The sequence below is a fragment of the Streptomyces sp. NTD91 genome (assembly GCF_059510455.1).
The window spans coordinates 30,134-52,501 of record NZ_JCAJZW010000030.1 but is presented as its reverse complement, the minus strand read 5'-3'; the positions used below and the strand labels follow the sequence as shown (position 1 = coordinate 52,501).

Genomic DNA, 22,368 nt, shown 5'->3' with positions numbered 1-22,368 from the left:
GAGTGCCCCGGCCGTAGCCACGACGCACGGCCGGGCCGTCGGCGATGCGCCGACAGGCAGAGCTGAAGGAGCGACTGCGTCAGGCGGCGGCAGAGCGGCATGACGACCTGACGCGCGGCGGGCCGCAACACGTTCGCCTGCCGGCGTGCTGTCGCCGAGAACATCACGGCCATCGGCCCGCCCCAACCAGCGTCCGTGGCAGGCGCGGCCGCGAACCGCGGTGACGGGCCAGTCGCGCCGGACCCCGATGTGCGGGCCATCCACGGAGGGCACGGCACGGTCTTCGGGTATCTCGTCCGGTCGGGCGACAGAGCGACAACCGCACCAGCACCAGCGGCGAACGCCGCGTCTTCGGCGTAGCCTGCGGATATGGCGCAGGTGGCAACGCCGCGGGAAGCCTTTGAGACGCTGCTGGCCGGCAATCGCCGGTTCGCCTCGGGCGCCTCGCTGCATCGGAATCAGGACGTGGTCCGGTGGGCCGAGACCGTCGCGGTCCCGTGTCCTTTCGCGGTGCTGTTCGGGTGTTCCGATTCCCGGCTGGCCGCCGAGATCATCTTCGATCGTGGCCTGGGGGACCTGCTGGTGGTGCGCACCTCGGGCCATGTGGTGGGCCCGGAGGTGCTCGGCACCATCGAGTACGGGGTGGGGGTGCTGGGCTGCGCACTGGTGGTGGTCCTCGGCCATGACGCGTGCGGTGCGATCGAGGCCGCCCAGGCCGCGGTCCAGGGCGAAGGCACCGCCGAGGGGTACTTCAAGAATGTGGTCGATCGTGTGGTCCCCAGCGTGCTGGCCGCCCATGACCTGGGCCTGAGCAAGGACCGTGACATCACCTGCGAGCACGTCCGGCGCACCGCCGGCCTGCTGCTGGAGCAGTCGCAGGAGCTGGCTGACCGGGTCGCTGCCGGGCGGGCGGCGGTGGCGGGCATGTTCTACCGCCTGGACGTCCGAACCGCTCATCTCGTCGCCGCCCACGGTCTGCCCGCCTCAGAGTCACCCTGCTGACCGGCACGCATGGGACGGCGTGCCGGCCTCAGCGTTGCGGCAGCCGCCCCTACGACACCCCTCGTGCCGGCGGTCTTCCTGCTGTTCATGTCCGGCCCCGAGCAGCCGACGGAGCCTTCCTGACCGGGTGGGCGGCCGGAATCCTCGTGGCGGCATCCGTGCTTGCTCTGCTCACTGAGGCCATCGAGGGCCGGGAGGAGACGCCCGCCCGGGTTTCCTGGGCCAGGACCGGCCTCGGCGTGATCCTCGCCCGGTTCGCCGTACGGCAGTGGCGCCCCGACGCGACGAAGGGGGGACTCCGGCCTGGACGCGGATTCCGACGGATGCCACGCCTGCCAAGGCTCTGAGAGTGGGCCTGCTGCTGTCGGCGGCCAACCGCAGCCGAGCGGGACCTCGCACGGCCAACCGCTGACGCAGGTGCACACGAGTGCCGACCACAGCGAGGCCGGCACGGCGGTGGGTGGACGCTCGGGGCCAATGTCGGCCTGGGGTCGGCACGCACGCCGAGAGCACGCACCCGATGCCGCGCGGCCGCCCTTCGGGCAACGACACGCATTGTCAGACAGGCCCCGAGCTAACCGGGCGCCGCCCAGACGCCCGGCCCGACGCCCCGCCACTCCACCCAGTCGGCGCTCGTCACGTCCTCGGGCTCGACGTCTTCGAAGCCGGTGCCGCGCAGGAACTCGACGACGTCCAGCAGTGTGTACGCCATGCCCACGAACCTGCTGCCGACGCGGACCCGCCTGCCGCCGTCCTCGGCCGGCGGATAGACGACGACCTGCGGCATCTCGCTCACCCTTTCAGAGTGCGACGAGCACCGGGAGCCCGCATGCGGGACGCCGGAGGTGTTCGTACTCTGATGGTGCTCGGGGCAACCACGGAGGTCTGCCGATGCCCCGAACCATATGGTCAGGCGCTATCTCTTTCGGATTGGTCACCGTTCCGATCAACGTACAGAGCGCGACCGAAGACCACAGCATCCACTTCCACCAGTACCACCTCGAGGACATGGGGCGCGTGCGCTACCGCAAGGTGTGTGAGCTGGAGGATCGCGAGGTCGACCAGTCCGAGATCGGCAAGGGCTACGAGCTGACCCGCGACCGGGTCATTCCGATCACGGACGAGGAACTGAGCAACCTCCCACTGCCGACGGCGAAGGCGATCGAGATCGACGCCTTCGTACCGGTGGAGGACATCGACCCGATCCGCATGGGTGCCGGGTACTACCTCGCCGCCGGCGGACAGGTCGCCGCGAAGCCGTACAGGCTCCTCGTCGAAGCGCTGCGCCGCTCCAGCCGCGTGGCCATCGCGAAGTACGCGTGGAGCGGCCGCGAGAGGCTGGGAATGCTCCGGGTCCGTGGCGACGCCCTGGTCCTGCAGGAACTGCTGTGGCCCGACGAGATCCGCGACCCCACCGAACTGCTCCCGCCACCGACCGAGGCGTCCGAGGAGGAGATCGAGGGCGCGCTCGCTCTCATGGACACCATGACGGTCGACGCACTCGAAGGCGAGGAGTTCACCGACCGGTACACCGAGGCGATCGCCCAGATCATCGAGGCCAAGCGCGGGGAGCAGCCGCTTCCCGAGGCGCCCGAGCCGGAGCAACCGGCCCAGGTCCTGGATCTGATGGCCGCGCTGAACGCGTCGGTGCAGAAGGCCAAGGCCTCCCGCACGGGGAGCGCGGGCCCGGCGCAGGTGCACGAACTGCCGAAGCCGAAGAAGAAGGCGGCCGCGAAGAAGCAGCCGGCCAAGAAGGCGGCGGTCAAGAAGACGGCCGGCAAGAAGACCACGGGCCGCCGCCCGCGCAGCGCCTGACCCGTGCTCCCTGCGAAGCGGTTCTGCGAGGGCGAAGGCTTCCGGGTGTCGTATCGAGGCGTGTCACCCGACCCGGCTGCTCGGGACAGCAGTGGGCCCTCGCCAGGGAGCGGCTCGGGCCGCGTGAGGCCGGGGCCGGCAGCCGGGGGCAAGAAAACACCCAAGATTACTGGCAGTTGAGACCCGTCGGCATCCTCACCGCCGCCATCCCGGCTCACGAGTGCGTGATGTCGGCGTGAAGCGCTGCCGTGGCGGCGTGGCCGCCCGGCGCTCCGGACCGCTGCGCAGCCCGGGGGGAGGACGAGGAACATCCAGGGCGGTGATCGCCCGGCGGCCGAAGTGCCCCGTGCCGGCATACAGCGCCTCGGCGCCGGTGACCTCCAGCACGAGCGCGGCCAGGGCGCAGCAGGCGGTACCGGAGCGGACGAACAGGAAGCCCGGGGCATACGTCGTCGACGGTGCCCCGACGATCGCCGGGCGGTCGGCGCTCCCGGCGACACCGCACGCGCCGACGGCCGTGAACCAGGCGATGGTCCGTCGGGCAACGGCGTGTGCCGGCTGTCGGAGCCGAGTCGCCGAGACGGGGTGGGCGGGAGGTGATGACCGGGGTCCCCCGAGTGAGCATGATGGATATCGCCTGGTCGCTCGGTGGTCGTGGAGCCTCCCTCAGGTGGTGGTCCTGCTGCGCGGCATTCGCCGGACGACGGGCGCCGCACGCGGGACCGCAGTGGGCATCCACCGCACGTGCTCTGCTGAGACGGGTGCTCTGCGAAGGGAGTAGGCGGATGAGCCGAGCCGAGCAGCGCCGGCAGCGCGCCGATGGTGCGGAGAGTGCCGCGTCGGCCCCGAGTGGCCTGATGGATCTGCTGGCCGTCGCGGCGGTGCTCCTGGAGGCCGACGGCCGCGTCGACATGTGGAGCCCGCAGGCCGAGGAGCTGTTCGGCTATACCCGCGAGGAAGCGGTCGGCCAGTACGCGGCGCCGCTGCTGCTGCACTCCGAACACCGCGAGGCGGCAATCGGGCTCTTCACCGAGGTGATGGAAACCGGCAGGGGCTGGGCCGGGGCCTTCCCGGTCCGGCACAAGGACGGCATCACCCGAATGGTCGAGTTCCGCAACATGCGGTTGACGGACAGCGTCGGCGACCACTATGCCCTCGGGCTCGCCACCGACCGGTCCACCTTGCGGCAGGTGGAGCGCGACGTGGCCCTGTCCGCCCGGCTGGTCAGCCAAGCCCCGATCGGGCTGGCCGTCCTGGACACCGACCTGCGGTACGTGGTCGTCAACCCGGCCCTCGCGGCGATGCACGGCGTCCCCGAGGCCGATCACGTCGGTCGGCGATTTCGCGACGTCCTGCCCAGTGCGCGGTTCGGGGATGCCGAAGCCGCGATGCGCAAGGTCCTGGCCACCGGCGTCCCGGTGGTGGCTCAGCAGGTGACGGGGCGTACCAGCGCCGACCCCGGCCACGAGCACGCGTGGACGGCGTCGTTCTACCGGCTGGAGGACCACCACGGGCACGCGCTGGGTCTCGCCAACGTGGTGATCGACGTCACCGACCGCTACCAGGCAGCGAGAAGAGCCGACCGGGCCCAGCACCGTCTGCGCCTGATGGCCAACGGGTCGGCCCGCATCGGCACCACCCTTGAGGTGGAGCGGACCGCGCAGGAACTCGCCGACGTCGTCGTACCCGACCTCGCCGACATGGTCGCGGTGGATCTCCTGGACGCGGTCCTGAAGACGGGCCGAACGGAGCTGGGCGAGGGCCCGGCCCTCTTCCGCGCCCTGGCGGTCAAGACCGCCTATCCCACCGGCGCCGTCCAGGCGATCATTCCGCCCGGCCGCCTCACCACCTACCACGCCGACCACCCGGCCGCCCACTGCATCCGCACCCGCACGCCCCTGCTGATCACCCACCTGCAGAGCGGCGAACACGCCCGCATCGCCGCCGACTCCGAGAAGGCCGGCCTGCTCGCCCGGGCCGGTGTGCACACCGACATGGCCATCCCGCTCATCGCCCGAGGCAACGTCATCGGCGTCATGGGCCTGGCCCGTGCCCGCAACCCACAGCCCTTCGACGAGGACGACCTCGCCCTCGCCTGCGAGCTGGCCTCGACGGCCGCTCTGAGCATCGACAACGCCATCCTGCACCAGCACATCCGCAGCGCCGCCGAGACCCTCCAGCGCAGCCTGCTACCGCAGCTGCCACCCCGCCATCCCGGCCTGGAGGTCGCAGCACGCTACCGCCCCGCGCATGCCTTCAGCCAGGTCGGCGGCGACTGGTACGACGTCATCCCGCTCGACGGCGACCGAACCGCCCTCACCGTCGGCGATGTCATGGGCAGCGGCATCGACGCCGCCGCCACCATGGGCCGTCTGCGCACCGCCACCTCCACCCTTGCCGACCTCGACCTCGCGCCCGCCTGCGTCCTCACCCACCTCGACAAGATCACCCATGGTCTCGACCCCTACATCGCCACCTGCCTCTACGCGGTCTACGACCCCCACCGCTCCCGGCTGCAGGTGGCCTGCGCCGGCCACCTGCCCCCGGTCCTGATCCGGGCCGGCCGACCGCCCGGACTGCTGGAGCTGCCCACCGGACTTCCGCTGGGAGTCGGCGGTGTCCCCTTCGACACCACCACACTCGATCTGGAGCCCGACGACCAACTCGTTCTCTACACCGACGGCCTGGTCGAGACCCGCGACGACGCCATCGACGAACGCCTGGCAGCACTCGTGCACCTGCTGACGGAGCCGTGTCGCACCGTGGAAGAGACCTGCGACCGGCTCCTGCAGCGGCTGCGGCACTCGGCCGGTCACGACGACGTCGCCCTGCTCATCGCCCGCGCACAACCACTGACGCCGTAGTCCGACACCGCCGGCGCGGCGGCTTCGGCCGAAGGCCCACCGGCGAAGAGCACGACCGGCCACGCCGTCGACCTCCTCCACCAGCACCGCAGCGATGTGCCTGTCAGCGCGTGCCGAGCCCCGCCACCCGGCCGGCCGGCCCACCGGCAACAGCACACCTGGCAGGACCTGAGCGGCGACGACGTCAACGCATACCTCGAATCAACGCATACCTCAAGGAACTGGCCGGCCTGGACATCACCGCCAAGGACTTCCGCACCTGGCACGCCACCGTCATGGCCGCGGTGGCACTCGCCGTCCCGGAATCCGTCGCGTGCAGCGAGACGGCCCGGCGCCGGGCCATCGCCCGGGCGGCGCGTGAGGTGGCCGGGTATCTCGGCAACACCCCCGCGGTCTGCCGCGCCTCTTGCATCGACCCGCGAGTGATCGAGCTGTACGGGGACGGCGTGACGGTCGCCGCCGCGCTGCCTCAGCTCGGCGACGAGGGCCCCTACGGCACCCCGCCACACAAGGACCCGCCGAACGGGCCGTACTGCGCATGCTTCGCACCGTCCGCCCGCCCGAGGCACAGTGAGCGGCAAGAGAGGGACCCGCGTGCGGACACCGCAGCGGGCGCCGGCGGGCGCAGCGACGGTCGGCGAGCACGCCGCTGAGATGGCCTGACGAGTCAATCCGTGTGCGCGGCGGCGAGGTGGGCGTTCACGGCGACGACCCCGTCGACGCCCTGGCAGAGGCCCACCACCACGGGAACGAGACGCGGTTCCGGGACGCGACCTCGCAGGGTGACGGCCCCGTCCCGGACCTCGACCATGATGGTGCCCTCCTCCAGGCCCAGGATGCGCCCCAGAACGACCTGCTCCACGTCGCTGCGGATCTCGACGTCGGAGCGGAGGAAAGCGTCGAGCAGGTCACTGCGGCTGACGATGCCGGTGAGCAGCCCGTCGTCGCCCACGACCGGCAGTTGCTTGACGTGTCGCCTTCGCAGTTCCCGCGCGGCCCGGGGGATGGTCCAGTCGGTGCGGGCAGTGAAGACGGGGCTGCTCATGAGGGCGCCCGCCGTCCGGGCCCGGGCCCTGCCCCAGGCACGCTCGTCGTTCCCGTCCCGTCCCTGCGCATCGGGCATGCCGATTTCGTGCCGCAGCACGTCGGACGAGGACACGACGCCCACAGGGACGCCGTCGTCGTCGACGACCGGGGCCGCGGCGATGTCGTTCGCGTCGAGCAGGGCGGCGATCTCGTTGAACGGCGTGTCGGGGTGGAGGGTGATGACCTCCTCGGTCATCACATCACCGACCGTGCGGCGGTGCAGCATGACATCGACCTCCTCCGTTGCGCGACCGGCCCGGCCGGTCGTCCACGCCGTCTCCCCCTACCCATGACAGCACCACGCCGCTCCGGCGACCAGTGACGTTCGGTCCGGCAGGGAGGGCGAGCGGTCCACGGGGCTTGGCTGCCGCACAGTGCGCCCTGGGGGACCACACCGTGGCAGAGCCTGCTCGCACGCCTCGTGCGAGAGCGAGGGCCCGGGGTGAGGCCCGACGACAGGATCTGCCCGCGTGGTTCCGGCGTGCCCGCCCTTCGACACCCGTGTCCGAAGAGCGGGGCTCAGCGCCTGCTCACCTGCACCCGCCTGCCTTCTCCCTCACGGCCGCCACGCCGCGATCGTGGTCGCCTCGCCCCGGGTCATGGTGCCCGGGATGGGAGCAGGGCCTGGTGGCCACCCGGCCGATCGCCACGGCCACCGGCTGGTTGCCGGCGGGAATGGCCGGGCCGACGACGGATTCGGTGGCGGTGTCGATGGCCGAGACCGTGTTGTCGTTGGTGTTGGTGACGTAGACGCGCCTGCCGTCCGGGGTGACGGCCACGGAGTACGGCTGGTTTCCGACGGGGATGGGAGGGCCCACGACGGATTCGGTGGCGGTGTCGATGACGGAGACCGTGTTGTCGACGGAGTCGGCGACGTAGACACGCCCGCCGTCCGGAGTGGCGGCCACGGAGAGCGGCCCCGTGCCCACGGCGATGGGAGGGCCCACGACCGTGTTGGTGGACGAGTCGATCACCGACACCGCGTCGATACCGTAGTCGGCGACGTAGACGTGGCTGCCGTCCGGGGTGACGGCCACCGCGAACGGCGTGCTGCCTGCCGGGAGATGGGAGCCGACGACCGCACGGGTCGCGGTGTCGATCACCGACACCGTGTCGTCACCGTAGTCGGCGACGTAGACGTGGCTGCCGTCCGGGGTGACGGCCAGTGCGATCGGCCCGTCGCCGACGTGGATCGGGGAACCGACGACGGTGTTGGTGGCCGTGTCGATGACCGAGACGTCGTCACTGCTGTAGTCGGTGACATAGGCGTACTTGCCGTCCGGAGTGATCGCCACCGCGACCGGCCCTCCACCGACGGGGATGGGGGAGCCCACGACGGTGTCGGTGGCGGTGTCGATCACCGACACCGTGTTGTCCCCGGAGTTGGTGACGTAGGCGCGCCTGCCGTTGGGGGTGACGGCCACCGAGACCGGCCCGGAGCCGACGGGAATGGGGTACCCGACGACGGTGTTGGTGGCGGTGTCGATCACCACCACGGTGTTGCCGGCGGCATTGGCGACATAGGCGTGCCAGTCCCGGTGGGAGCCGGCCCAGGCAGGCGTGGCCGGGGCGAGCGCCAGCAGGGCCAGCACCGCCACGCCCGACAGACACGCCTGCAGCCGCGCGCCTGGCTGTCGCGACCGCGGTGTGAAGCGATTCTTCACGGGCTCGGGACCGCTGCGCGGCCCGGTTTGCTTGGTGTCGTTCCCGACCACTGAATACCTCCGACGGACGAATGGGAACGGTCGTGGGGGAGTGCCGCGCTGCTCGCGCCCGGCGCCTGCGCGTGCGCTGTCGGCACGTTCTTGGGGCAGCTCGGCCGGTTCAGTCCGTACAGGACCCGCCGTGACGTGCCTGTGTACTCCGTCACGGTCCACAGCTGGTTGTCCGATGGGCGCCAGTACAGATCCTGCAACCCTTTTGCGCCTACACGCAGGACCGGTTTCGTCGGTGACGGTGACGCCGTGGGAGGCCAGGCGATGATCTGGTGGGCGTCGCCGTCGATGACTCCGCCGCCGTTGTCGAAGTAGTAACACTTGTTGGAGAAGCCGCCCTGAGTGTCGGGGTAGGGCTGGTACCACGCCTCCGTCGGTTGGATGACCGTCTCGAAGTCAGGGCTCTCGAAGCCGAGCAGTTGTGCCATCCGCCAGCGCATCACCCGCCCGCGGTAGTCGCACGAGGTCTTGTAGTCGCACCATTCGCCCGTCAGCGCGTAATCCGGGTTCGCGGGCAGGCTCATGTAGTCGTACGTGGTACCGGGGTCCTGGTTGTGCCACGTGCCGATCTGGGGCAACAGGTAGGGATATGTCTCACCGTAGTAGGTGACCTGGTGCGTCTTCGGGTCTTCGATGGCGCCGATTTCGTGGTCGGTCGTGTTGCCCTTGGGATTGTCGACGAGTTGGAGCAGGTTCGCGGTGTCGAAGACGTCCACACCTCCGTTGACGCTGACGACGAAGATGTAGTGGCTGAACCAGACGATGCCCCCGGCATGGGTGGTGACGTTCGTATAGCTCTTCCCGTCTTTGGTCGGCTTGACGAGCAGGACGTTCACGTATTTGTTGGTGTCGGTGTCCAGGAAGGTCAGCCGGGCGCCCTTGGGCAGGGGCTTGACTCCCACGGGGCCTGCGTGCCAGGAGAAGACCATCGCGTGGTGCCCGTCCACGGTGCCTTTGTCCCGATAGGCGTCCTCCGTGCCGCTGACGCCCTGCGGCGTCCAGTCCGTCGCATCGGCGTCGGTCTGCTCCAGGCAGTACCAGTTGATCCCGGGTTCCTTCAGCAGGCCTTTCAGGACACCCGTCTTGGGCGCGGCGCAGTTCGGGGTGGCATGGCTGGGAGCGTTCGACAGCATGTCCCCCACCTTCACCCGGTCCCCGTCGGGGTTCACCGCCTTCCGCAGCGCCAGGGCCTGAACACGCAGGTCGCCCTGCCATTCGAGGGAGACATCGGTCGTGGGGGCCGACCTCATGGGCGAGGGGGAGATGGCCGGGGGGCCGAGCGCGGCGGGGAAACTGCTTGCGTGACCATGCCAAGATTGCCAGCCCGCGATCATCGCTGCGAGCAAGGGCAGGACCAACACCGTGCTGAGCGTTCGCCCGCGCACCGGAAGCCTCATGGGGGTTCTCCGGACAGTAGACAGAGGTGAGCAGTGCCGGTACGGGCGGCCGTCCGAGCCGTAGCGACAGCAGCCTCGCCGCACTGCACCGTCCCCTGCCGCGGAGACGAGGGACGCACGCAGCGCCGGGAAGTCACTCCGCCGTCGTACCCCGGTGGGCTGAACGAGGGGCCCAGGGGCCGGGGTCGCGTCCCGCCACGCCCGCCCTGCCCGACCGAGATGCCGTAGTCGCCGGGCGATTCGGCGGAAGGCTCGGTGCCCCCAGGGCGCTGCGGGACCTCGGTCTGCCGGAACCGGGCATCGAGCAGGCGGCCGAACTCATCGTGCGGGACGGCTACTGGAACCCGCGACCAGTCGAACGGACGTGTCGGCGGTGGCGTGCGCGGGTGGCCGGGGCAGCAGGGCGATCAGGGAGTGCGCCCGATGGATGAGGAAGACGGCGAGCGGCAGTTCGGTGACGAGGGCAAGGCCTCCCGCCGTCCAGACGTCCTCCGTGCCGGCGTCGAGCGAGATGTCGAACCAGGTGTCGCAGATCAGCAGGACCGCGGTGGCGTGGGCGTACAGGATGACTGAACGGCTGCGGCGCCAGGCCAGCAACGCCGTGGACGCCAGCGCCATGATGAGCAGCACATCGAATCCGACCCAGGTCAGGCGCCACTCGTGCACGTGGCGGGACGACGGCAGCGTCAGCCCCAGCATCACCGTCCACGGTATGAGAAAGGCGGCGCATGCGGCGAGCAGTTCAGCGGTGTGCCTTCTGCGGCGGTCCGGCGGGAGGCCGCGACGGCCGGCGTGTTCCTCGGTCACTTGCGATCCGTCCTCGCCCACTTCCTCCGACACCGGAAGGTTTCCCGGATTCCACATGATCACAGCCGCAGACGTCGTTTCGGACATTCCCGCGACGCGCCGTCGCACATCCCGGGTCCCGGGCGATGCCGGTGTCGCCCCGCTACGGGCGTGCCGACGCGAACGTCTTCAGCTGCTCCCGGAGCCACGGACAGAAGGTCGTACGTGCGACAGTCCCGGACATGTGAGGAGTGTCCGCCGTGGTCCCACCGGCGGCCCTCGGCTCCACCACCGCGCCCGCCCGGGCGTTGTCGGCCAAGGGAGCAGCCGCGTTCGCGGAGCTCGTTCTCGGTCCGCAGAACAGTCGTCCCGTGATGCCCGGAGAGCAGTGACTGCCGGCACCACCAGTCTTGAGCGGCTGGGCGCGCCGCGCATCGCACGATCTGGTGATTTCCTCCTGCCCGGATGGGCCCCCGCCCCGCTGCGGGTGCCCATCAGAGCTGCGGTCGGCCGGTGGCATGGGCATCGGCGAAGTTCCAGATCACGCGGAGGAGTTGCTGAGGAGTTTCGACCTGGGGCATGTGACCGGTGGCGGGCAGGAGCTCGAACCGGGCGTTTGGGATGGCCGCCGCGAACGCCCGCCCGTAGTCGGTGTCGACGACCTGGTCGCTCTCGCCCCATGCGACGAGGACCGGCTGAGTGACCTTGGTCAGGCGCTCTCGCAGGGTGGGGTCGGTCATGGCGTCCGGTCCGGAGTAGACCTCCAGGGCCGCTCGGTTGGCGGCCGTGACCGACCTCTGCGCATCGGTGAGCGCGGTGGGGTCGAAGCGGAACTTCGAGGGGTCGTGGAAGGAGAGACGGGACAGTTCGGCGGGCGTGAGGGAGAAGGTGTCGGCGACGGGATGGCCCGGCACGTCGATACCGACGGCGTTGACAAGTGTGAAGCTGGTGATCCGCTCGCTGCCGAGTGCAGCCATCTCGGCGGTGATCCAACCGCCGATGGAGTTGCCGACGACGGCGACGTCCTCCAGGTCGAGTTCTTCGAGCAGGCGCACGTAGATCTGGGCCAGGGTGGCCACGTCGGTCAGCCGGTGGGGGCGGGTGGTGCCGCCGAAGCCGGGGTGGAAGGGGGTGAAGACCCTGGCCGCCCGTTGTTCGGCGAGGAGGGCGGCGAACGGCGTGACGGTCTGCGGGCCACCACCACCGTGCAGAAGCAGGAAGGGGTGCCCCTGGCCGCCCCGCAGGTCGACGGTGACGTCGAGGTGGCTTTGACCGAGGGCGAGCGTGTGGGTGGTGACGGTCATCGTGGCTCTCCTGGAGTGATCGGTGTCCGCGGGCGGTCGGCCCGCGTCATGCGAAGTCGGTGGCGGGAGTCGTGGCGTAACGGCTCATGACCTCGGCCACCGACTCCGGGGTCGGTTCCTGGCCTTCGGCGATCATGTTCCGCAGGTCGCGGAAGTACTGCACGTACAGGTCGGGCGTGAAGGTGTTGAGCATGACCGCCGGCTCGTCGCCGAGGTTGGCGAAGGTGTGCGGGGCGCCGGGCGGGATCATCGCGAGAGTGCCTGCCGGGGCGACATGAGTCGTCCGGCCGACGGTGAAGTGAACGGTGCCGGAGACGACGTAGAAGCCCTCGTCGTGCTGGGCGTGGCGGTGCTGGGGCGGCCCCTGGGTGTGCGGGGCGATGGTGATCTCACCGATCCCGAGGCGGTGCCCGGTGGTGCTGCCGTCCTCGAGGATGCGGATCTGTGTGGAACCCAACCGGATCGTCTCGCCGGCGTCCGGGCCGACCACGGAAACGTCGCTCATTGCTGTCACCTGACCATTCGTGAGAGTTGACTCTCATGAGAGTAGAGAGTCGCCCAACGTCATGCAAGTTGGCTCTCATGAAGAGAGAGCGATGCTAAGATGATGGCCGGCGGACAGGAGGAGGGCCCGACGATGACGACGCAGCCGAGTGGCGGCCGCACCAACCAGAAGAAGCGCACGCGTACCGCGATCGTGGCGGCCGCCCGCGAACTCATCGAGGCCGGAGGCGAGGTGACCATGCCCGCGATCGCCCGCGCGGCCCTGGTCTCGGAAGCCACCGCCTACCGGTACTTTCCCGACCTGCCCTCCCTGATCAGCGAGGCCCTGGCCGGGACCTGGCCGCCTCCCGCCGAGGCGCTCGCGCCGGTCGCGGACTGCGCGGATCCCGTCGAACGCGTCGCCTACGCCTGTGAGTTCCTGCTGCGCGGCATACTCGCCCGCCAGGGGGCGGTACGAGCGATGATCTCGGCCACCGTCACCGACCCCGACGCCGCGACCTCACGGCCAGGGATCCGATTCGGCCTGATCGCCCACGCGCTCGCGCCCCTCGAAGGAACCCTCGGGGTGACGGATCCGGAGGCTTTCGCCCAACTCAAGCGGGACCTTGCCGTGGTCGTCGGCGCCGAGGCGCTCTTCACCCTCACCGATCTGTGCGGGCTCGCCCCGCAGGACGCCGTCGCCAGCGCCGTACGAACGGCCACCACTCTCACACGAGCCGCCGTCCCCGCGCTCAAGTAGCAGCGCCAAGGGGCTGGCCGCTCATCAACCGGTACGGACCGGGCGCGAAGACTCAGTGGCCGGCGACCTCGCTGACGGCAGCGCGGGCGAGGCCTCGTCGATGCCGTCAGCGAGGCGTTCGACAGCGTGCCGAGGGATCGAGTACGTCCGTGGCGCGCCCTTCCACCCGCACCGAGGGCCGCATCAGGACCGCCACCTGGATCACCGGCTTGCAGCCCCAGGCGGCTGCACAGCGCCTGGAGGGGCGCTCGTGCCGCTGCGGCGCGCCGGCTCGGCGGTGCTCATGGCCTCGGACAGTTGCGCGGCGGTGTGCTCCAGCAGCATCTCCAGGGCGGCCGGATAGGCGCTGTGCGGCATGCGCCGGGCGAGGAGCTGGGCCGTGGCGGCGATGTTGGGGTGTGAATCGGCAGGCAGCCGGGCGTAGGTGGAGCGCCACATCGCCTCGTCCCCGGCACGAGCCTCGTCCGCCAGCGCCAGGGACCCCGCGTCGAGCGCGGCGAAGGCGAGACTCTGGTCGATGAACGCGTGGTACACGCGTACGGCCACCGGGTCCGGCAGCCCCGCACCGCGCAGGATGCCGAGAACGATCTCGTCCACCGCGATCTCACGGGGCCGGCCGGTGACCCGGCTGGCGGTGAGTACGGCAGCCTGCGGGTGGGCGAGGTAGGCGGCGTGGACGGCCCGGCCGAGTGCGCGCAGGTCCGTGCGCCACTGCCCGGTGGCCGTCCAGCTGTCGAGAGCCCGTCCCATCAGCTCGTCACCGATGGCCCGCGTCAGATCGTCCATGCCGGCGAAGTAGCGGTAAAGGGTGCTGGGATCGGCGTCCAGCGCCGCGCCCAGACGGCGTGCCGTCAGGCCGGTGCTGCCGTGCTCCCGCAGGACACGCAGAGCGGTCCGGACGATGATCTCCTCGGACAGTACCGTGCCGGCGCGCGTGGGCTTGCGTCGTCGGCGCGCCGCCTCCGGCACCACTTGCTTCGCCATGAGTCGTCTCCTCCGCCGCCGGCCGTTCCTTCGGGGCGCACCTTATGCCAACAAGGTTGACGTTACGTCCGGGCATCCCGTTGCATCGAGCCCTGCCGGAGGCGTCCGCCTCCCCGAAGGAGGGTGTGTGACATGCGGGTACTACTTGTGGGCGCGGGCGGTGTCGGCACGGCCGTAACCCGTATCGCGGCGCGTCGTGACTTCCTCGAGCGCCTGGTCGTGGCCGACTACCACCTCGACCGTGCCGAGGCCGCGGTCGCGGCGCTGACGGAGCAAAGAGGCCGATTCGGCGCGCGCCGACTGGACGCGTCAAACCAGGACGCGGTCCGGCGGATGCTCATCGATGAGCGGTGCGACGTGCTGCTCAACGCCACCGACCCGAGGTTCGTGATGCCGCTCTTCCAGGCGTCCCTGGAGGCCGGCGTGCACTACATCGACATGGCGATGTCCCTGTCCGTGCCGCACGCCTCGCGGCCGCACGAGGAATGCGGCGTGAAGCTCGGGGACGAACAGTTCGCCATGGCCCGGCTCTGGGAGGAGGCCGGACGGCTGGCGCTGGTCGGCATGGGCGTCGAGCCCGGCCTGTCCGACGTCTTCGCCCGGTACGCGGCCGACGAACTCTTCGACGACATCGAGGAGATCGGCATCCGGGACGGCGCCAACCTGACGGTCGAGGGTTACGCCTTCGCCCCCTCCTTCAGTATCTGGACGACCATCGAGGAGTGCCTCAACCCTCCGGTCGTGTACGAGAAGGAGCGCGGCTGGTTCACCACCGCGCCGTTCAGCGAGCCCGAGGTCTTCGACTTTCCGGACGGGATAGGCCCGGTGGAGTGCGTCAACGTCGAACACGAGGAGGTGCTGCTGATCCCGCGCTGGGTGGATGCTCGTCGTGTCACCTTCAAGTACGGGCTCGGTGACGAGTTCATCGCCAAGCTGAGGACCCTGCACGATCTCGGCCTGGACTCGACGGCCAAGACGACCGTCCCCGGCACCGACGGACCCGTGGAGGTCTCCCCGCGGGACGTCGTCGCCGCCTGCCTGCCCGACCCGGCCACCCTGGGAGCACGCATGACGGGCAAGACCTGTGCCGGTACGTGGGTGAAGGGCACCAAGGGCGGCTCGGCGCGCGAGGTCTACCTGTACCACGTGGTCGACAACCAGTGGTCGATGCGCGAGTACGGCTCGCAGGCCGTCGTCTGGCAGACGGCGGTCAACCCCGTCGTCGCTCTGGAGCTCCTGTCTTCAGGCGCCTGGACCGGCAGAGGCGTGCTCGGGCCGGAGGCACTGCCTCCGCGCCCCTTCCTGGACTTGCTCAGCGAATACGGCTCTCCCTGGGGTCTGCGCGAGGAGTGCTGAGCCGTCCCGGCCCGGCGACGCAGCCGTGGTGGCGGTCTCGCATGCGCGTCCGGTCGGCTCGTGTTCTTCGATCGTGTATGCCCAGGTGAGCCGCCCCCGTCCGCCAGTTGAATTCGCACTCATGGGCTGTGATCGTCAGGCCGTTTCCCGTAACTGCCCCAACGACGGCGTACAGCCGTTGACTTCACGGGCCGCCACTGGTTGAGTGGCTCATCCACTCAACCAGTGTGCCTTTGGAGGCCGGTGTGGAAGCGCTGCCGCGGGAGACGATCGTCGACGTGCTGGAGAGAAGGCTGCGGGAGGACATACTCGCCGGGCGGCATCCTGCCGGGAGCTATCTGCCGCCGGAACGTGAACTCGCCGACGGGTTCGGAGTCACCCGCACCACGCTCAAACACGCCTTCGGCCGCCTGGTGCACGTCGGCCTGCTGGAGACCCGGCATGGAGTGGGTACGCGGGTACGGGACTTCCTGCGCCTGGGCGGGGCGGACCTGCTGCCGATGCTCGTGCGCCACAGCCCCGACTGGATCGGTGAGATCTTCGAAGTGCGGCGCAGCATCGGCGCGTTGATCGCGGAACGGGCCGCGGCCCGTGCGACGGCCGACCAGATCGACGAACTTCGCCGTCTGCTGGCGGCCGTTGGGCAGGCGGACGGCGGCGACCAGGCACAGGTGGCGGACGCCGAGGTGCACCGGGCACTGGCCCGGGCCACGGGCAACCGCGTGTACGTCCTGCTGACCAACACGCTGTTCAACGCGTACCTGCCGGTGCGCGCCGCCCTGGTGGGACCCTTCGTGGACGCCCGCACCGCCCAGAGCCGCCTGGCGCCCGTGGTCGAAGCCGTGGCGGCCGGCGAGCAGGAAGCGGCGCGTAGCAACGCCGCCGACTACCTGTCGGCGACCGAACGCATCATGCTCGAGGGCCTGGCGCGGTCCTCGGGACGCGGGGAGGCTGCCCGGTGAGTCCGCGTGGAACAGTGTTCCGGGAGACCATGACGGGCCGCGGACGCCTGGCCGGTGAGGAAGCCGACCGCCCCGTACGGCTCGACCTCGTGGTGCATGCCGACCGGGTGCCGCTGCCCCAGCGCACGACGCAGGCCCGACTGACAGGACGGATACGGATAGCCGGCCGGACCGACGACCGCGAGATCGCGGGTGAGATGGAGATCTCACCGCTGGCGCGCCGCAGGATTCGCTACCGCGTCAGCTTCGACCTGGAGGGCCGGCGCCTGCTGCTGGACGGCTGGAAGGCGGTGTCGTTCAAGCGACCCCTCCGCTCGATGACCGTGCTGCCGTACACCCTGTACGAGGACGGGGAACGCGTGGGTGAGGGCATCCTGCGCTTCCCCCTCGCCACCGGCCTGCTGCCCTTCCTCGCCGGCTTCCGGTTCCCCCGGCAGACCGAGCCCACCACCGAGCGGAATCCGGCCCCGCGCTGGGACGGCACACCGGGACGGACGGAGGTCTGGTACACCACTGTGACCGATCCCGCGACGGGTAGCGGCGTCTGGCTGCACCACGAGGTCGTCGCGCCCAGCGACGGCTCACCCGCCTACGCCCACGGCTGGGCGGCCCTCTTCCCCAAGAGCGGCCCGGTGGAGCACGCCCGCTTCGGACCCACGCTCTGGGAGCGGCAACCGGGCGGGTTCAGCACCGGGGACGTCCAAGCCCTCCCCGGCCGCCTCACCGGCGAGGCCGGCCCGTTCAGCTGGGCGCTCACCGAGCGGCCGCAGGGCCCGCCGCTGCACACCTTTCCGCGCTGGTCCTGGCGGCACCCCTGGCTGCCGGCCTCGCACATGCTCCCCGCAGCGCGCGCCCGCTACACCGGAACCGTCCGTCACGGCGCGGACGAGCTACGGCTTGAGGACGCGCCCGGTGCGAGCGCCCGCATCTACGGCCACGGCAACGGCCGCCACTGGGCCTGGCTCCACGCCGACCTGGGCGGCGGCGACGTGCTGGAGATCGTCGCCGCGGTGTCGATGCGACGGGGACTGGACCGGCTGCCCCCACTGGTGTTCCTGCGCCTGCACCGGGGCGGTCGCACATGGCCCCGCAGAGCGGAGCGGTCTGCCGTGGGCTGGGCGGGCATCGGCCGGTTCCGGGCGGACATCGGGCTGCCGCGGTGGAAGGTGCAGGGTCGCGCCGGCCTGCGCCGGATACGGGTGACGGTGAGCCAGCGACCGGAGCAGACACTCGCACTCGACTACACCGATCCGGATGGCACGCCCGCGGTGTGCCACAACAGTGAGCGGGCGGACGCGGACGTGCACCTGGAGCGCTGGCGGGGCGGATGGCGGACGGAGGCCGTATGGCGGCTGTCGGGTACCGCCCATGCGGAGGTGGGTCGGCGATGAGTTCCCCAACCCCACGTCAGCTTGGCGGACTTGTCGCTGCGGTGCTCGCGGACGACGGCACTGATCCATGGTCCGGTGCCGTACCCCGGCGCGTCACGGCACTGCTCGGCGCCATGCCCGCCCCGGCACGGGCGGCGGTACATGGCGCGGCGGCGGCCGTCGACGCCTACGCCGTTGTCCGCACCGGCAGACGGCTGTCCGCGCTCGATGCGGCAGGGCGGCAGCACGTCATCGCGTCGCTGGCCTCCCGCCGGCCACTGCTGCCGCTGCTGGACGCGGTCAAGGTGCCGCTGCTGCTGGCCGCCGGCACCGAACGGCTCCTGCACCATGAGCCCGTGCTCCCGGTGCCCGCCGCAGAGGACCCGCCGCTCGACTGCACGCCCTCAGGCCACTGGCCCTCGCGTTCCACCGCCGACGCGGTCGTCGTCGGATCCGGCGCCGGGGGAGCGATGGCCGCCCGCACGCTCGCGGCATCCGGCATGAGCGTGGTCGTACTCGAGGAGGGGGAGCACCACACGACCGCGTCGTTCGCGGGACGCAAACCGTTGGACCGCTTCATCGACCTGTACCGGGACGGCGGAGCGACGATCGCCGTCGGCAACCCACCGCTGGTGCTGCCGGTGGGCCGTGCGGTCGGCGGTACGACCGTCGTCAACTCGGGTACCTGCTACCGCACTCCGGACCACGTCGTCGCCCGCTGGCTGCGGCACCACGGATTCGAGGTCGTCGAGGGCCTCGACGCCCACCTCGACGAGGTCGAGCGCACCCTGCGCGTGGCACCGCAGCCGCTGGACGTCCTGGGCAACAACGGGCTGCTCGCACTCGCCGGCGCCAGGCGGCTCGGCTGGGCCGCCGCGCCCCTGCGGCGCAACGCCCCGGGCTGCCGGGGCTCATGCCAGTGCGTCGTGGGCTGCCCTTCCGGCGCCAAACAGAGCGTCCAGCTGTCCGTGCTGCCCGAGGCCTGCTCGGCCGGAGCCCGCATCGTGACCGGCGCCCGTGTACGGCGCATACTGACCGACCGCGACGGACCGGCGGGCCCACGGGCTGCCGGGGTGCTGGCCCGCCGCGCGGACGGCAGCGAACTGGAGATCCTCAGCCCGTTGGTCGTGGTCGCCGCCGGGGCTCTGCACACGCCGCCCCTGCTGCGACGTTCTGGTCTGGGCCGCCACCCGAGGCTCGGCCACAACCTGAGCGTGCACCCCGCCATCAGTGTCGCGGGCCGCTTCGGCCACCCGGTCACCAGCTGGAAAGGCGTCCTGCAGAGTGTCGGAGTGGAGCAGCTGCACGCCGACGGGATCCTCATCGAGGCCACCTCGGCGCCTCCCGGCATGAGCTCTTTCGTCCTCCCCGGTGTCGGTCGCGAACTGCGACGCGAACTCGAGCAGACGGACCGGCTGGCGACCCTGGGTGCCATGATCGCCGACCGGCCCTCCGGCCGCGTCCTGGGGCGCACCCGTACGCTGCTGCGCTACGACTTGGCGGAGCGTGACGCCGGTCGGCTGCTGCGTGCCCAACGGGCCATGGGCCACTTGCTGTTCGCCGCCGGCGCCCAGGAGGTCCTGACCGGAGTCCCCGGCGCACCGCGCGCCCGAACCCCTGCCCAGCTGGAGGCGCTGCTCGACACGGTCAGCGTGCGCAACCTCCATGTGTCGGCCTTCCATCCCACGGGCACGGTCGCTGCCGGCGCCGACCCCGAGCGGTCACCTGCCGACCCGGAGGGACGCCTCAGAGGCGTGCACGGAGTACTGATCGCCGACGGCTCCGTACTGCCGAGCTGTCCGGAGGTGAACCCGCAACTGAGCATCATGGCCGCTGCCCTGGCCGTCACTCAACGTTGTGTCACCGAGGCCCGCTGACCGGAGCGCGGCACGGGTGGAACGCATTCACTGCTCGGTGACAAGGGATACGACTGCGACCCTGACCGGCGAGAGCTGCGCAAGCGCCGCATTTGCAGGTGATCCGGCCGTGGGCGAGCACGGCCGGGACAGGCGCCCGGAGCTGACGATCGCCCTGGAGCGCCCCCTCGACCCCGCGTCCGCCCTGCCGGGCCGTACGAGGCGTGCCCGCGGCTGTTCACGCTTGCGTAGACGCATCAACTCCTGGGCGTCCTGCGGCACTTCGGTCGGACGGACTATGATTGGGACGCCCAGGCCCGCCGCTTCTCCACCGGACTCGCAGCCCGTGGGACGTCCTGCTTCGTGCACGTGCGGTCATGGCTCGTCAGCCTCCGACCTGCCGAGATGGGCCGCGAGATCGTCATGCAGGTCGATGCGCCCGGTCTTCCCGCTCCGGTGTCGAGGCTGTCGTCGTGATCGCTCGGTTCGAGAGGGGGCTGGAGTAGACGATGCTGGTCGTGACGGAGCCGAGCCCGGCGATTCGGCCCGTCGTCGTCTCCAGGTGGCGCATGGAACGAGCGAGGACCTTGAGCACGAAGCAGTCCTCACCGGTGACGTGGTGTGCCTCCATGATCTCGGGGGTGTTGGCAACCAGGTCCTGGAACGGTCTGTAGTTGCCCGTGGGGTAGCGGAGGCGGACGAAAGCCAGGATGCCGAGTCCAAGTCGTTCCGGGTCCACCACGGCTGAGTAGCCGCGGATCACACCGCTCTCCTCCAGCCGCCGCACCCGTTCGGTGACAGCACTTGCCGACATGGACACGGCCCGCGCCAACTCGGCGTAGCTTGCCCGCCCGTCCTGTTGCAGGGCTTCCAGGATGCGGATATCAGTCTCGTCAAGGGAGTCGGCGGCCATGGGTGAGAAATACCATGGCATCCCCGGTCCTGGCCACGGAAGGCCGCTGATCATCCGCTCCAGCGGCACTTCGCAAGCCCTGCTGAAGGTGCCGTCCGCGGCTCCCGCCGAAGCCGCCGCGCGGTCGCCACATGCCTCGCCGGGCGGATGACTCCGGGCGGGTGCCGGTCGGTTCGTCATGGACGGGCCACGGACGGCGGCCGACCGGGACCAAGGTTGCCGGGCGGCTTCGAGCAGGCCCGAAGCGGTCCGGCCTCTTCCTCTCGCAGCGGCCCTGGGTCGAGTCGGGCCGGGACGGGTGACCACACGAACACCGCGACCTGACAGGTCGGCCGGGAGACGTTCCCGGTGCTGGGTGGTGCCGGCCCTTGCCGGGCCGGGCCTGCGGCGTGGCCGTGGAAGCGGAAGAACAGGGAGACCGTCGGTGGCAGGAAGTCCGCCGTCGTCCGCAGAGCCTGCTGTGGTCCTGCCCATGAGCGTGAACGCCTGGTAGACGGTCCTTTCGGCACCGGAAGGCATTCACCGGTCATCTGGTCCGATCACCGAGGTAATCACGGCCAGATCCTGAAAGAGCCGTGGATTGCACATTCCAGTACGGAGGGGCGAACCGTAGCGTTTGACTCATGACAGACACCACTTTCCCCAGCGCGGCCATGCGCGTCCCGCCCGCGGCGCCGGCCGAGGCCGCTGCATTCTTCGCCGCCCGTCTCACCTTCCAGGCCGACGTCTCCGACGTCCATGCCTCGCTGCACTCCGGCGACCCGGGCTTCGTCCTTGTCGACTCACGAGGGATTGCGGGCTGGCAGCAGGGCCATGTGCCCGGTGCGCTGCACCTGCCCACTGCCGAGATCCCGGCTCGGGCCGGACATCTGCTGGACCCCGCGGTTCCCGTGGTCACCTACTGCTGGGGGCCGGGTTGCGACGGGGCGACCCGTGCGGCGCTGGTACTCGCGCAACTGGGCTACCGGGTCAAGGAGATGATCGGCGGCATCGAGTACTGGATCCGGGAAGGCTTCCCGGTCGTGAGCGCGACCAGTACCGAGCAGCGTGAACTCGACCCGCTCACCGGGCCCGTGGGCTCCGTCAGCTGCGCATGCTGATACTCCTCGCGGGGCCGGGCGGCACGGTTTGCCCGGCCACCGTTGCCGACCTGTCGGCGGTGACCCGGCTGTGCGCGGCGCACGCGGCCTACGAGGGGGCCGATCCGGTGCCCGGGAACCTTGCCGCTCGGCTGGAGTCCGCCCAAGACCGGCGCAGCGGCAGCGAGCGCGCGCCGGGCCTGGGGACCTGGGTTTGATCCGCGTCGTTGGTGGCCACCCGCACCGGTGGGTGTGAGACCGGGCCGGACCGGTGGCGCCCTGTCGTGCGGCGGGCCGCCTGGTCCACGACGATGGACCTGGGCCGGAACCGGATCCACTGCCACTGCCACTGCCCAGGGTCCTGTGCTCGTCTGGAGGACATCGCGAGTGATGCTCTTGCCCGGCTGCGTGAGGCGGGGGTGTCGATCTGGCCGGATGATCTGGGCCGACGGCGGCCGGTGCACGACAGCCTCGCCCGGATGGTGCGTGACCGGCCCGTCGTCGGGGTGACCACCAGTACGACGATTTCCGCGCTGCGCCATCGAGGGCAGCGACAGTGGTACACCGACAGCGTCCGACCTGTGGCCGGGCCACGGAGAACCGGGCGCGGGCGACGCAGCCGCACCGTCCGCAGGC

The 22,368-nt window shown here is 70.7% G+C and carries 20 protein-coding genes and 1 pseudogene; 11 read left to right on the top strand and 10 right to left on the bottom strand.

Annotated elements, in window-relative coordinates; translation table 11 throughout:
* Nucleotides 1-369: 369 nt before the first annotated feature.
* A complete protein-coding gene (locus tag AC5WRT_RS26760) occupies nucleotides 370-1,002 on the top strand; it encodes a carbonic anhydrase (RefSeq protein ID WP_496093741.1) in 633 nt (210 codons plus the stop codon).
* Nucleotides 1,003-1,576: 574 nt separating this feature from the next.
* Here the strand turns inward: AC5WRT_RS26760 and AC5WRT_RS26755 are convergent.
* On the bottom strand, nucleotides 1,577-1,789 hold the full coding sequence (locus tag AC5WRT_RS26755; RefSeq protein WP_496093788.1) for a hypothetical protein: 213 nt from the start codon (nucleotides 1,787-1,789) through the stop codon (nucleotides 1,577-1,579).
* Nucleotides 1,790-1,893: 104 nt separating this feature from the next.
* Here AC5WRT_RS26755 and ku point away from each other — a divergent pair, with 104 nt between their 5' ends.
* Nucleotides 1,894-2,817, top strand: coding sequence for a non-homologous end joining protein Ku (ku, locus tag AC5WRT_RS26750; protein ID WP_496093742.1), 924 nt, complete (start codon nucleotides 1,894-1,896; stop codon nucleotides 2,815-2,817).
* Between the two features lie 195 nt (nucleotides 2,818-3,012).
* Here the strand turns inward: ku and AC5WRT_RS26745 are convergent, their stop codons facing one another.
* Nucleotides 3,013-3,348, bottom strand: a complete 336-nt coding sequence (locus AC5WRT_RS26745) for a KUP/HAK/KT family potassium transporter (protein WP_496093789.1) — start codon at nucleotides 3,346-3,348, stop codon at nucleotides 3,013-3,015.
* 254 nt (nucleotides 3,349-3,602) lie between these two features.
* Here AC5WRT_RS26745 and AC5WRT_RS26740 point away from each other — a divergent pair, with 254 nt between their 5' ends.
* Together AC5WRT_RS26740 and AC5WRT_RS26735 are read left to right on the top strand one after the other, a co-directional pair.
* Nucleotides 3,603-5,681: a SpoIIE family protein phosphatase gene (locus AC5WRT_RS26740; protein WP_496093743.1), complete on the top strand. Its 2,079-nt coding sequence runs from the start codon at nucleotides 3,603-3,605 to the stop codon at nucleotides 5,679-5,681.
* 200 nt (nucleotides 5,682-5,881) lie between these two features.
* Nucleotides 5,882-6,255 (top strand): annotated as a pseudogene (locus AC5WRT_RS26735) (DNA topoisomerase IB); the annotation flags it as partial.
* Between the two features lie 93 nt (nucleotides 6,256-6,348).
* On the opposite strand, the gene AC5WRT_RS26730 reads toward AC5WRT_RS26735, so the two are convergent.
* From AC5WRT_RS26730 to AC5WRT_RS26705, 6 genes are all read right to left on the bottom strand, one after another.
* Nucleotides 6,349-6,993 carry a CBS domain-containing protein gene (locus AC5WRT_RS26730; RefSeq protein WP_496093744.1) on the bottom strand — a complete coding sequence of 215 codons (645 nt, stop codon included), beginning with the start codon at nucleotides 6,991-6,993 and terminating at the stop codon, nucleotides 6,349-6,351.
* A 304-nt stretch (nucleotides 6,994-7,297) separates the two neighbouring features.
* A complete protein-coding gene (locus tag AC5WRT_RS26725; protein ID WP_496093745.1) occupies nucleotides 7,298-8,365 on the bottom strand; it encodes a YVTN family beta-propeller repeat protein in 1,068 nt (355 codons plus the stop codon).
* Nucleotides 8,366-8,427: 62 nt separating this feature from the next.
* Nucleotides 8,428-9,879, bottom strand: coding sequence for a hypothetical protein (locus AC5WRT_RS26720; RefSeq protein ID WP_496093746.1), 1,452 nt, complete (start codon nucleotides 9,877-9,879; stop codon nucleotides 8,428-8,430).
* 318 nt (nucleotides 9,880-10,197) lie between these two features.
* Entirely contained in the window at nucleotides 10,198-10,686 is a 489-nt protein-coding gene (locus tag AC5WRT_RS26715; RefSeq protein WP_496093747.1) for a hypothetical protein, read from the bottom strand.
* A gap of 473 nt (nucleotides 10,687-11,159) precedes the next feature.
* A complete protein-coding gene (locus tag AC5WRT_RS26710) occupies nucleotides 11,160-11,969 on the bottom strand; it encodes an alpha/beta fold hydrolase (RefSeq protein ID WP_496093749.1) in 810 nt (269 codons plus the stop codon).
* A gap of 46 nt (nucleotides 11,970-12,015) precedes the next feature.
* Complete coding sequence (locus AC5WRT_RS26705) at nucleotides 12,016-12,474, bottom strand: cupin domain-containing protein (protein WP_496093750.1); 459 nt, start codon at nucleotides 12,472-12,474, stop codon at nucleotides 12,016-12,018.
* A gap of 132 nt (nucleotides 12,475-12,606) precedes the next feature.
* Here AC5WRT_RS26705 and AC5WRT_RS26700 point away from each other — a divergent pair, with 132 nt between their 5' ends.
* The gene (locus tag AC5WRT_RS26700) at nucleotides 12,607-13,212 is read left to right on the top strand and encodes a TetR/AcrR family transcriptional regulator (protein WP_496093751.1); all 606 of its coding nucleotides are present in this window, start codon (nucleotides 12,607-12,609) and stop codon (nucleotides 13,210-13,212) included.
* A gap of 201 nt (nucleotides 13,213-13,413) precedes the next feature.
* Here the strand turns inward: AC5WRT_RS26700 and AC5WRT_RS26695 are convergent, their stop codons facing one another.
* Nucleotides 13,414-14,196, bottom strand: coding sequence for a TetR/AcrR family transcriptional regulator (locus tag AC5WRT_RS26695; RefSeq protein ID WP_496093752.1), 783 nt, complete (start codon nucleotides 14,194-14,196; stop codon nucleotides 13,414-13,416).
* Between the two features lie 132 nt (nucleotides 14,197-14,328).
* Between AC5WRT_RS26695 and AC5WRT_RS26690 the strand changes: the two genes are divergently transcribed.
* The 4 genes from AC5WRT_RS26690 (at nucleotide 14,329) to AC5WRT_RS26675 (ending at nucleotide 19,761) form a co-directional block, all read left to right on the top strand.
* Nucleotides 14,329-15,552 (top strand): saccharopine dehydrogenase family protein, encoded by a 1,224-nt coding sequence (locus AC5WRT_RS26690; protein WP_496093753.1) that lies wholly within the window; start codon nucleotides 14,329-14,331, stop codon nucleotides 15,550-15,552.
* Between the two features lie 245 nt (nucleotides 15,553-15,797).
* A complete protein-coding gene (locus AC5WRT_RS26685; RefSeq protein ID WP_496093754.1) occupies nucleotides 15,798-16,514 on the top strand; it encodes a FadR/GntR family transcriptional regulator in 717 nt (238 codons plus the stop codon).
* Between the two features lie 29 nt (nucleotides 16,515-16,543).
* Nucleotides 16,544-17,905, top strand: a complete 1,362-nt coding sequence (locus tag AC5WRT_RS26680; protein WP_496093755.1) for a tocopherol cyclase family protein — start codon at nucleotides 16,544-16,546, stop codon at nucleotides 17,903-17,905.
* Nucleotides 17,902-19,761: a GMC family oxidoreductase gene (locus AC5WRT_RS26675; RefSeq protein WP_496093756.1), complete on the top strand. Its 1,860-nt coding sequence runs from the start codon at nucleotides 17,902-17,904 to the stop codon at nucleotides 19,759-19,761. The genes AC5WRT_RS26680 and AC5WRT_RS26675 overlap by 4 nt, the downstream gene beginning before the upstream one ends.
* A 400-nt stretch (nucleotides 19,762-20,161) precedes the next feature.
* Here AC5WRT_RS26675 and AC5WRT_RS26670 read toward each other — a convergent pair whose 3' ends face one another.
* Nucleotides 20,162-20,653, bottom strand: a complete 492-nt coding sequence (locus AC5WRT_RS26670) for an Lrp/AsnC family transcriptional regulator (RefSeq protein ID WP_496093757.1) — start codon at nucleotides 20,651-20,653, stop codon at nucleotides 20,162-20,164.
* Between the two features lie 623 nt (nucleotides 20,654-21,276).
* Here AC5WRT_RS26670 and AC5WRT_RS26665 point away from each other — a divergent pair.
* Together AC5WRT_RS26665 and AC5WRT_RS26660 are read left to right on the top strand one after the other, a co-directional pair.
* Complete coding sequence (locus tag AC5WRT_RS26665; RefSeq protein ID WP_496093758.1) at nucleotides 21,277-21,753, top strand: rhodanese-like domain-containing protein; 477 nt, start codon at nucleotides 21,277-21,279, stop codon at nucleotides 21,751-21,753.
* Entirely contained in the window at nucleotides 21,747-21,950 is a 204-nt protein-coding gene (locus AC5WRT_RS26660; protein ID WP_496093759.1) for a hypothetical protein, read from the top strand. Before AC5WRT_RS26665 ends, AC5WRT_RS26660 begins: the two co-directional genes overlap by 7 nt.
* Nucleotides 21,951-22,368: the final 418 nt, after the last annotated feature.

Coding starts and splice junctions, on each gene's coding strand:
- AC5WRT_RS26710 (WP_496093749.1), bottom strand. CDS start 11,969: ATGACCGTCACCACCCACACGCTCGCCCTCGGTCAAAGCCACCTCGAC.
- AC5WRT_RS26740 (WP_496093743.1), top strand. CDS start 3,603: ATGAGCCGAGCCGAGCAGCGCCGGCAGCGCGCCGATGGTGCGGAGAGT.
- AC5WRT_RS26730 (WP_496093744.1), bottom strand. CDS start 6,993: ATGCTGCACCGCCGCACGGTCGGTGATGTGATGACCGAGGAGGTCATC.
- AC5WRT_RS26720 (WP_496093746.1), bottom strand. CDS start 9,879: ATGAGGCTTCCGGTGCGCGGGCGAACGCTCAGCACGGTGTTGGTCCTG.
- AC5WRT_RS26760 (WP_496093741.1), top strand. CDS start 370: ATGGCGCAGGTGGCAACGCCGCGGGAAGCCTTTGAGACGCTGCTGGCC.
- AC5WRT_RS26690 (WP_496093753.1), top strand. CDS start 14,329: ATGCGGGTACTACTTGTGGGCGCGGGCGGTGTCGGCACGGCCGTAACC.
- AC5WRT_RS26680 (WP_496093755.1), top strand. CDS start 16,544: ATGACGGGCCGCGGACGCCTGGCCGGTGAGGAAGCCGACCGCCCCGTA.
- AC5WRT_RS26670 (WP_496093757.1), bottom strand. CDS start 20,653: ATGGCCGCCGACTCCCTTGACGAGACTGATATCCGCATCCTGGAAGCC.
- ku (WP_496093742.1), top strand. CDS start 1,894: ATGCCCCGAACCATATGGTCAGGCGCTATCTCTTTCGGATTGGTCACC.
- AC5WRT_RS26705 (WP_496093750.1), bottom strand. CDS start 12,474: ATGAGCGACGTTTCCGTGGTCGGCCCGGACGCCGGCGAGACGATCCGG.
- AC5WRT_RS26660 (WP_496093759.1), top strand. CDS start 21,747: ATGCTGATACTCCTCGCGGGGCCGGGCGGCACGGTTTGCCCGGCCACC.
- AC5WRT_RS26675 (WP_496093756.1), top strand. CDS start 17,902: ATGAGTTCCCCAACCCCACGTCAGCTTGGCGGACTTGTCGCTGCGGTG.
- AC5WRT_RS26700 (WP_496093751.1), top strand. CDS start 12,607: ATGACGACGCAGCCGAGTGGCGGCCGCACCAACCAGAAGAAGCGCACG.
- AC5WRT_RS26695 (WP_496093752.1), bottom strand. CDS start 14,196: ATGGCGAAGCAAGTGGTGCCGGAGGCGGCGCGCCGACGACGCAAGCCC.
- AC5WRT_RS26665 (WP_496093758.1), top strand. CDS start 21,277: ATGACAGACACCACTTTCCCCAGCGCGGCCATGCGCGTCCCGCCCGCG.
- AC5WRT_RS26755 (WP_496093788.1), bottom strand. CDS start 1,789: ATGCCGCAGGTCGTCGTCTATCCGCCGGCCGAGGACGGCGGCAGGCGG.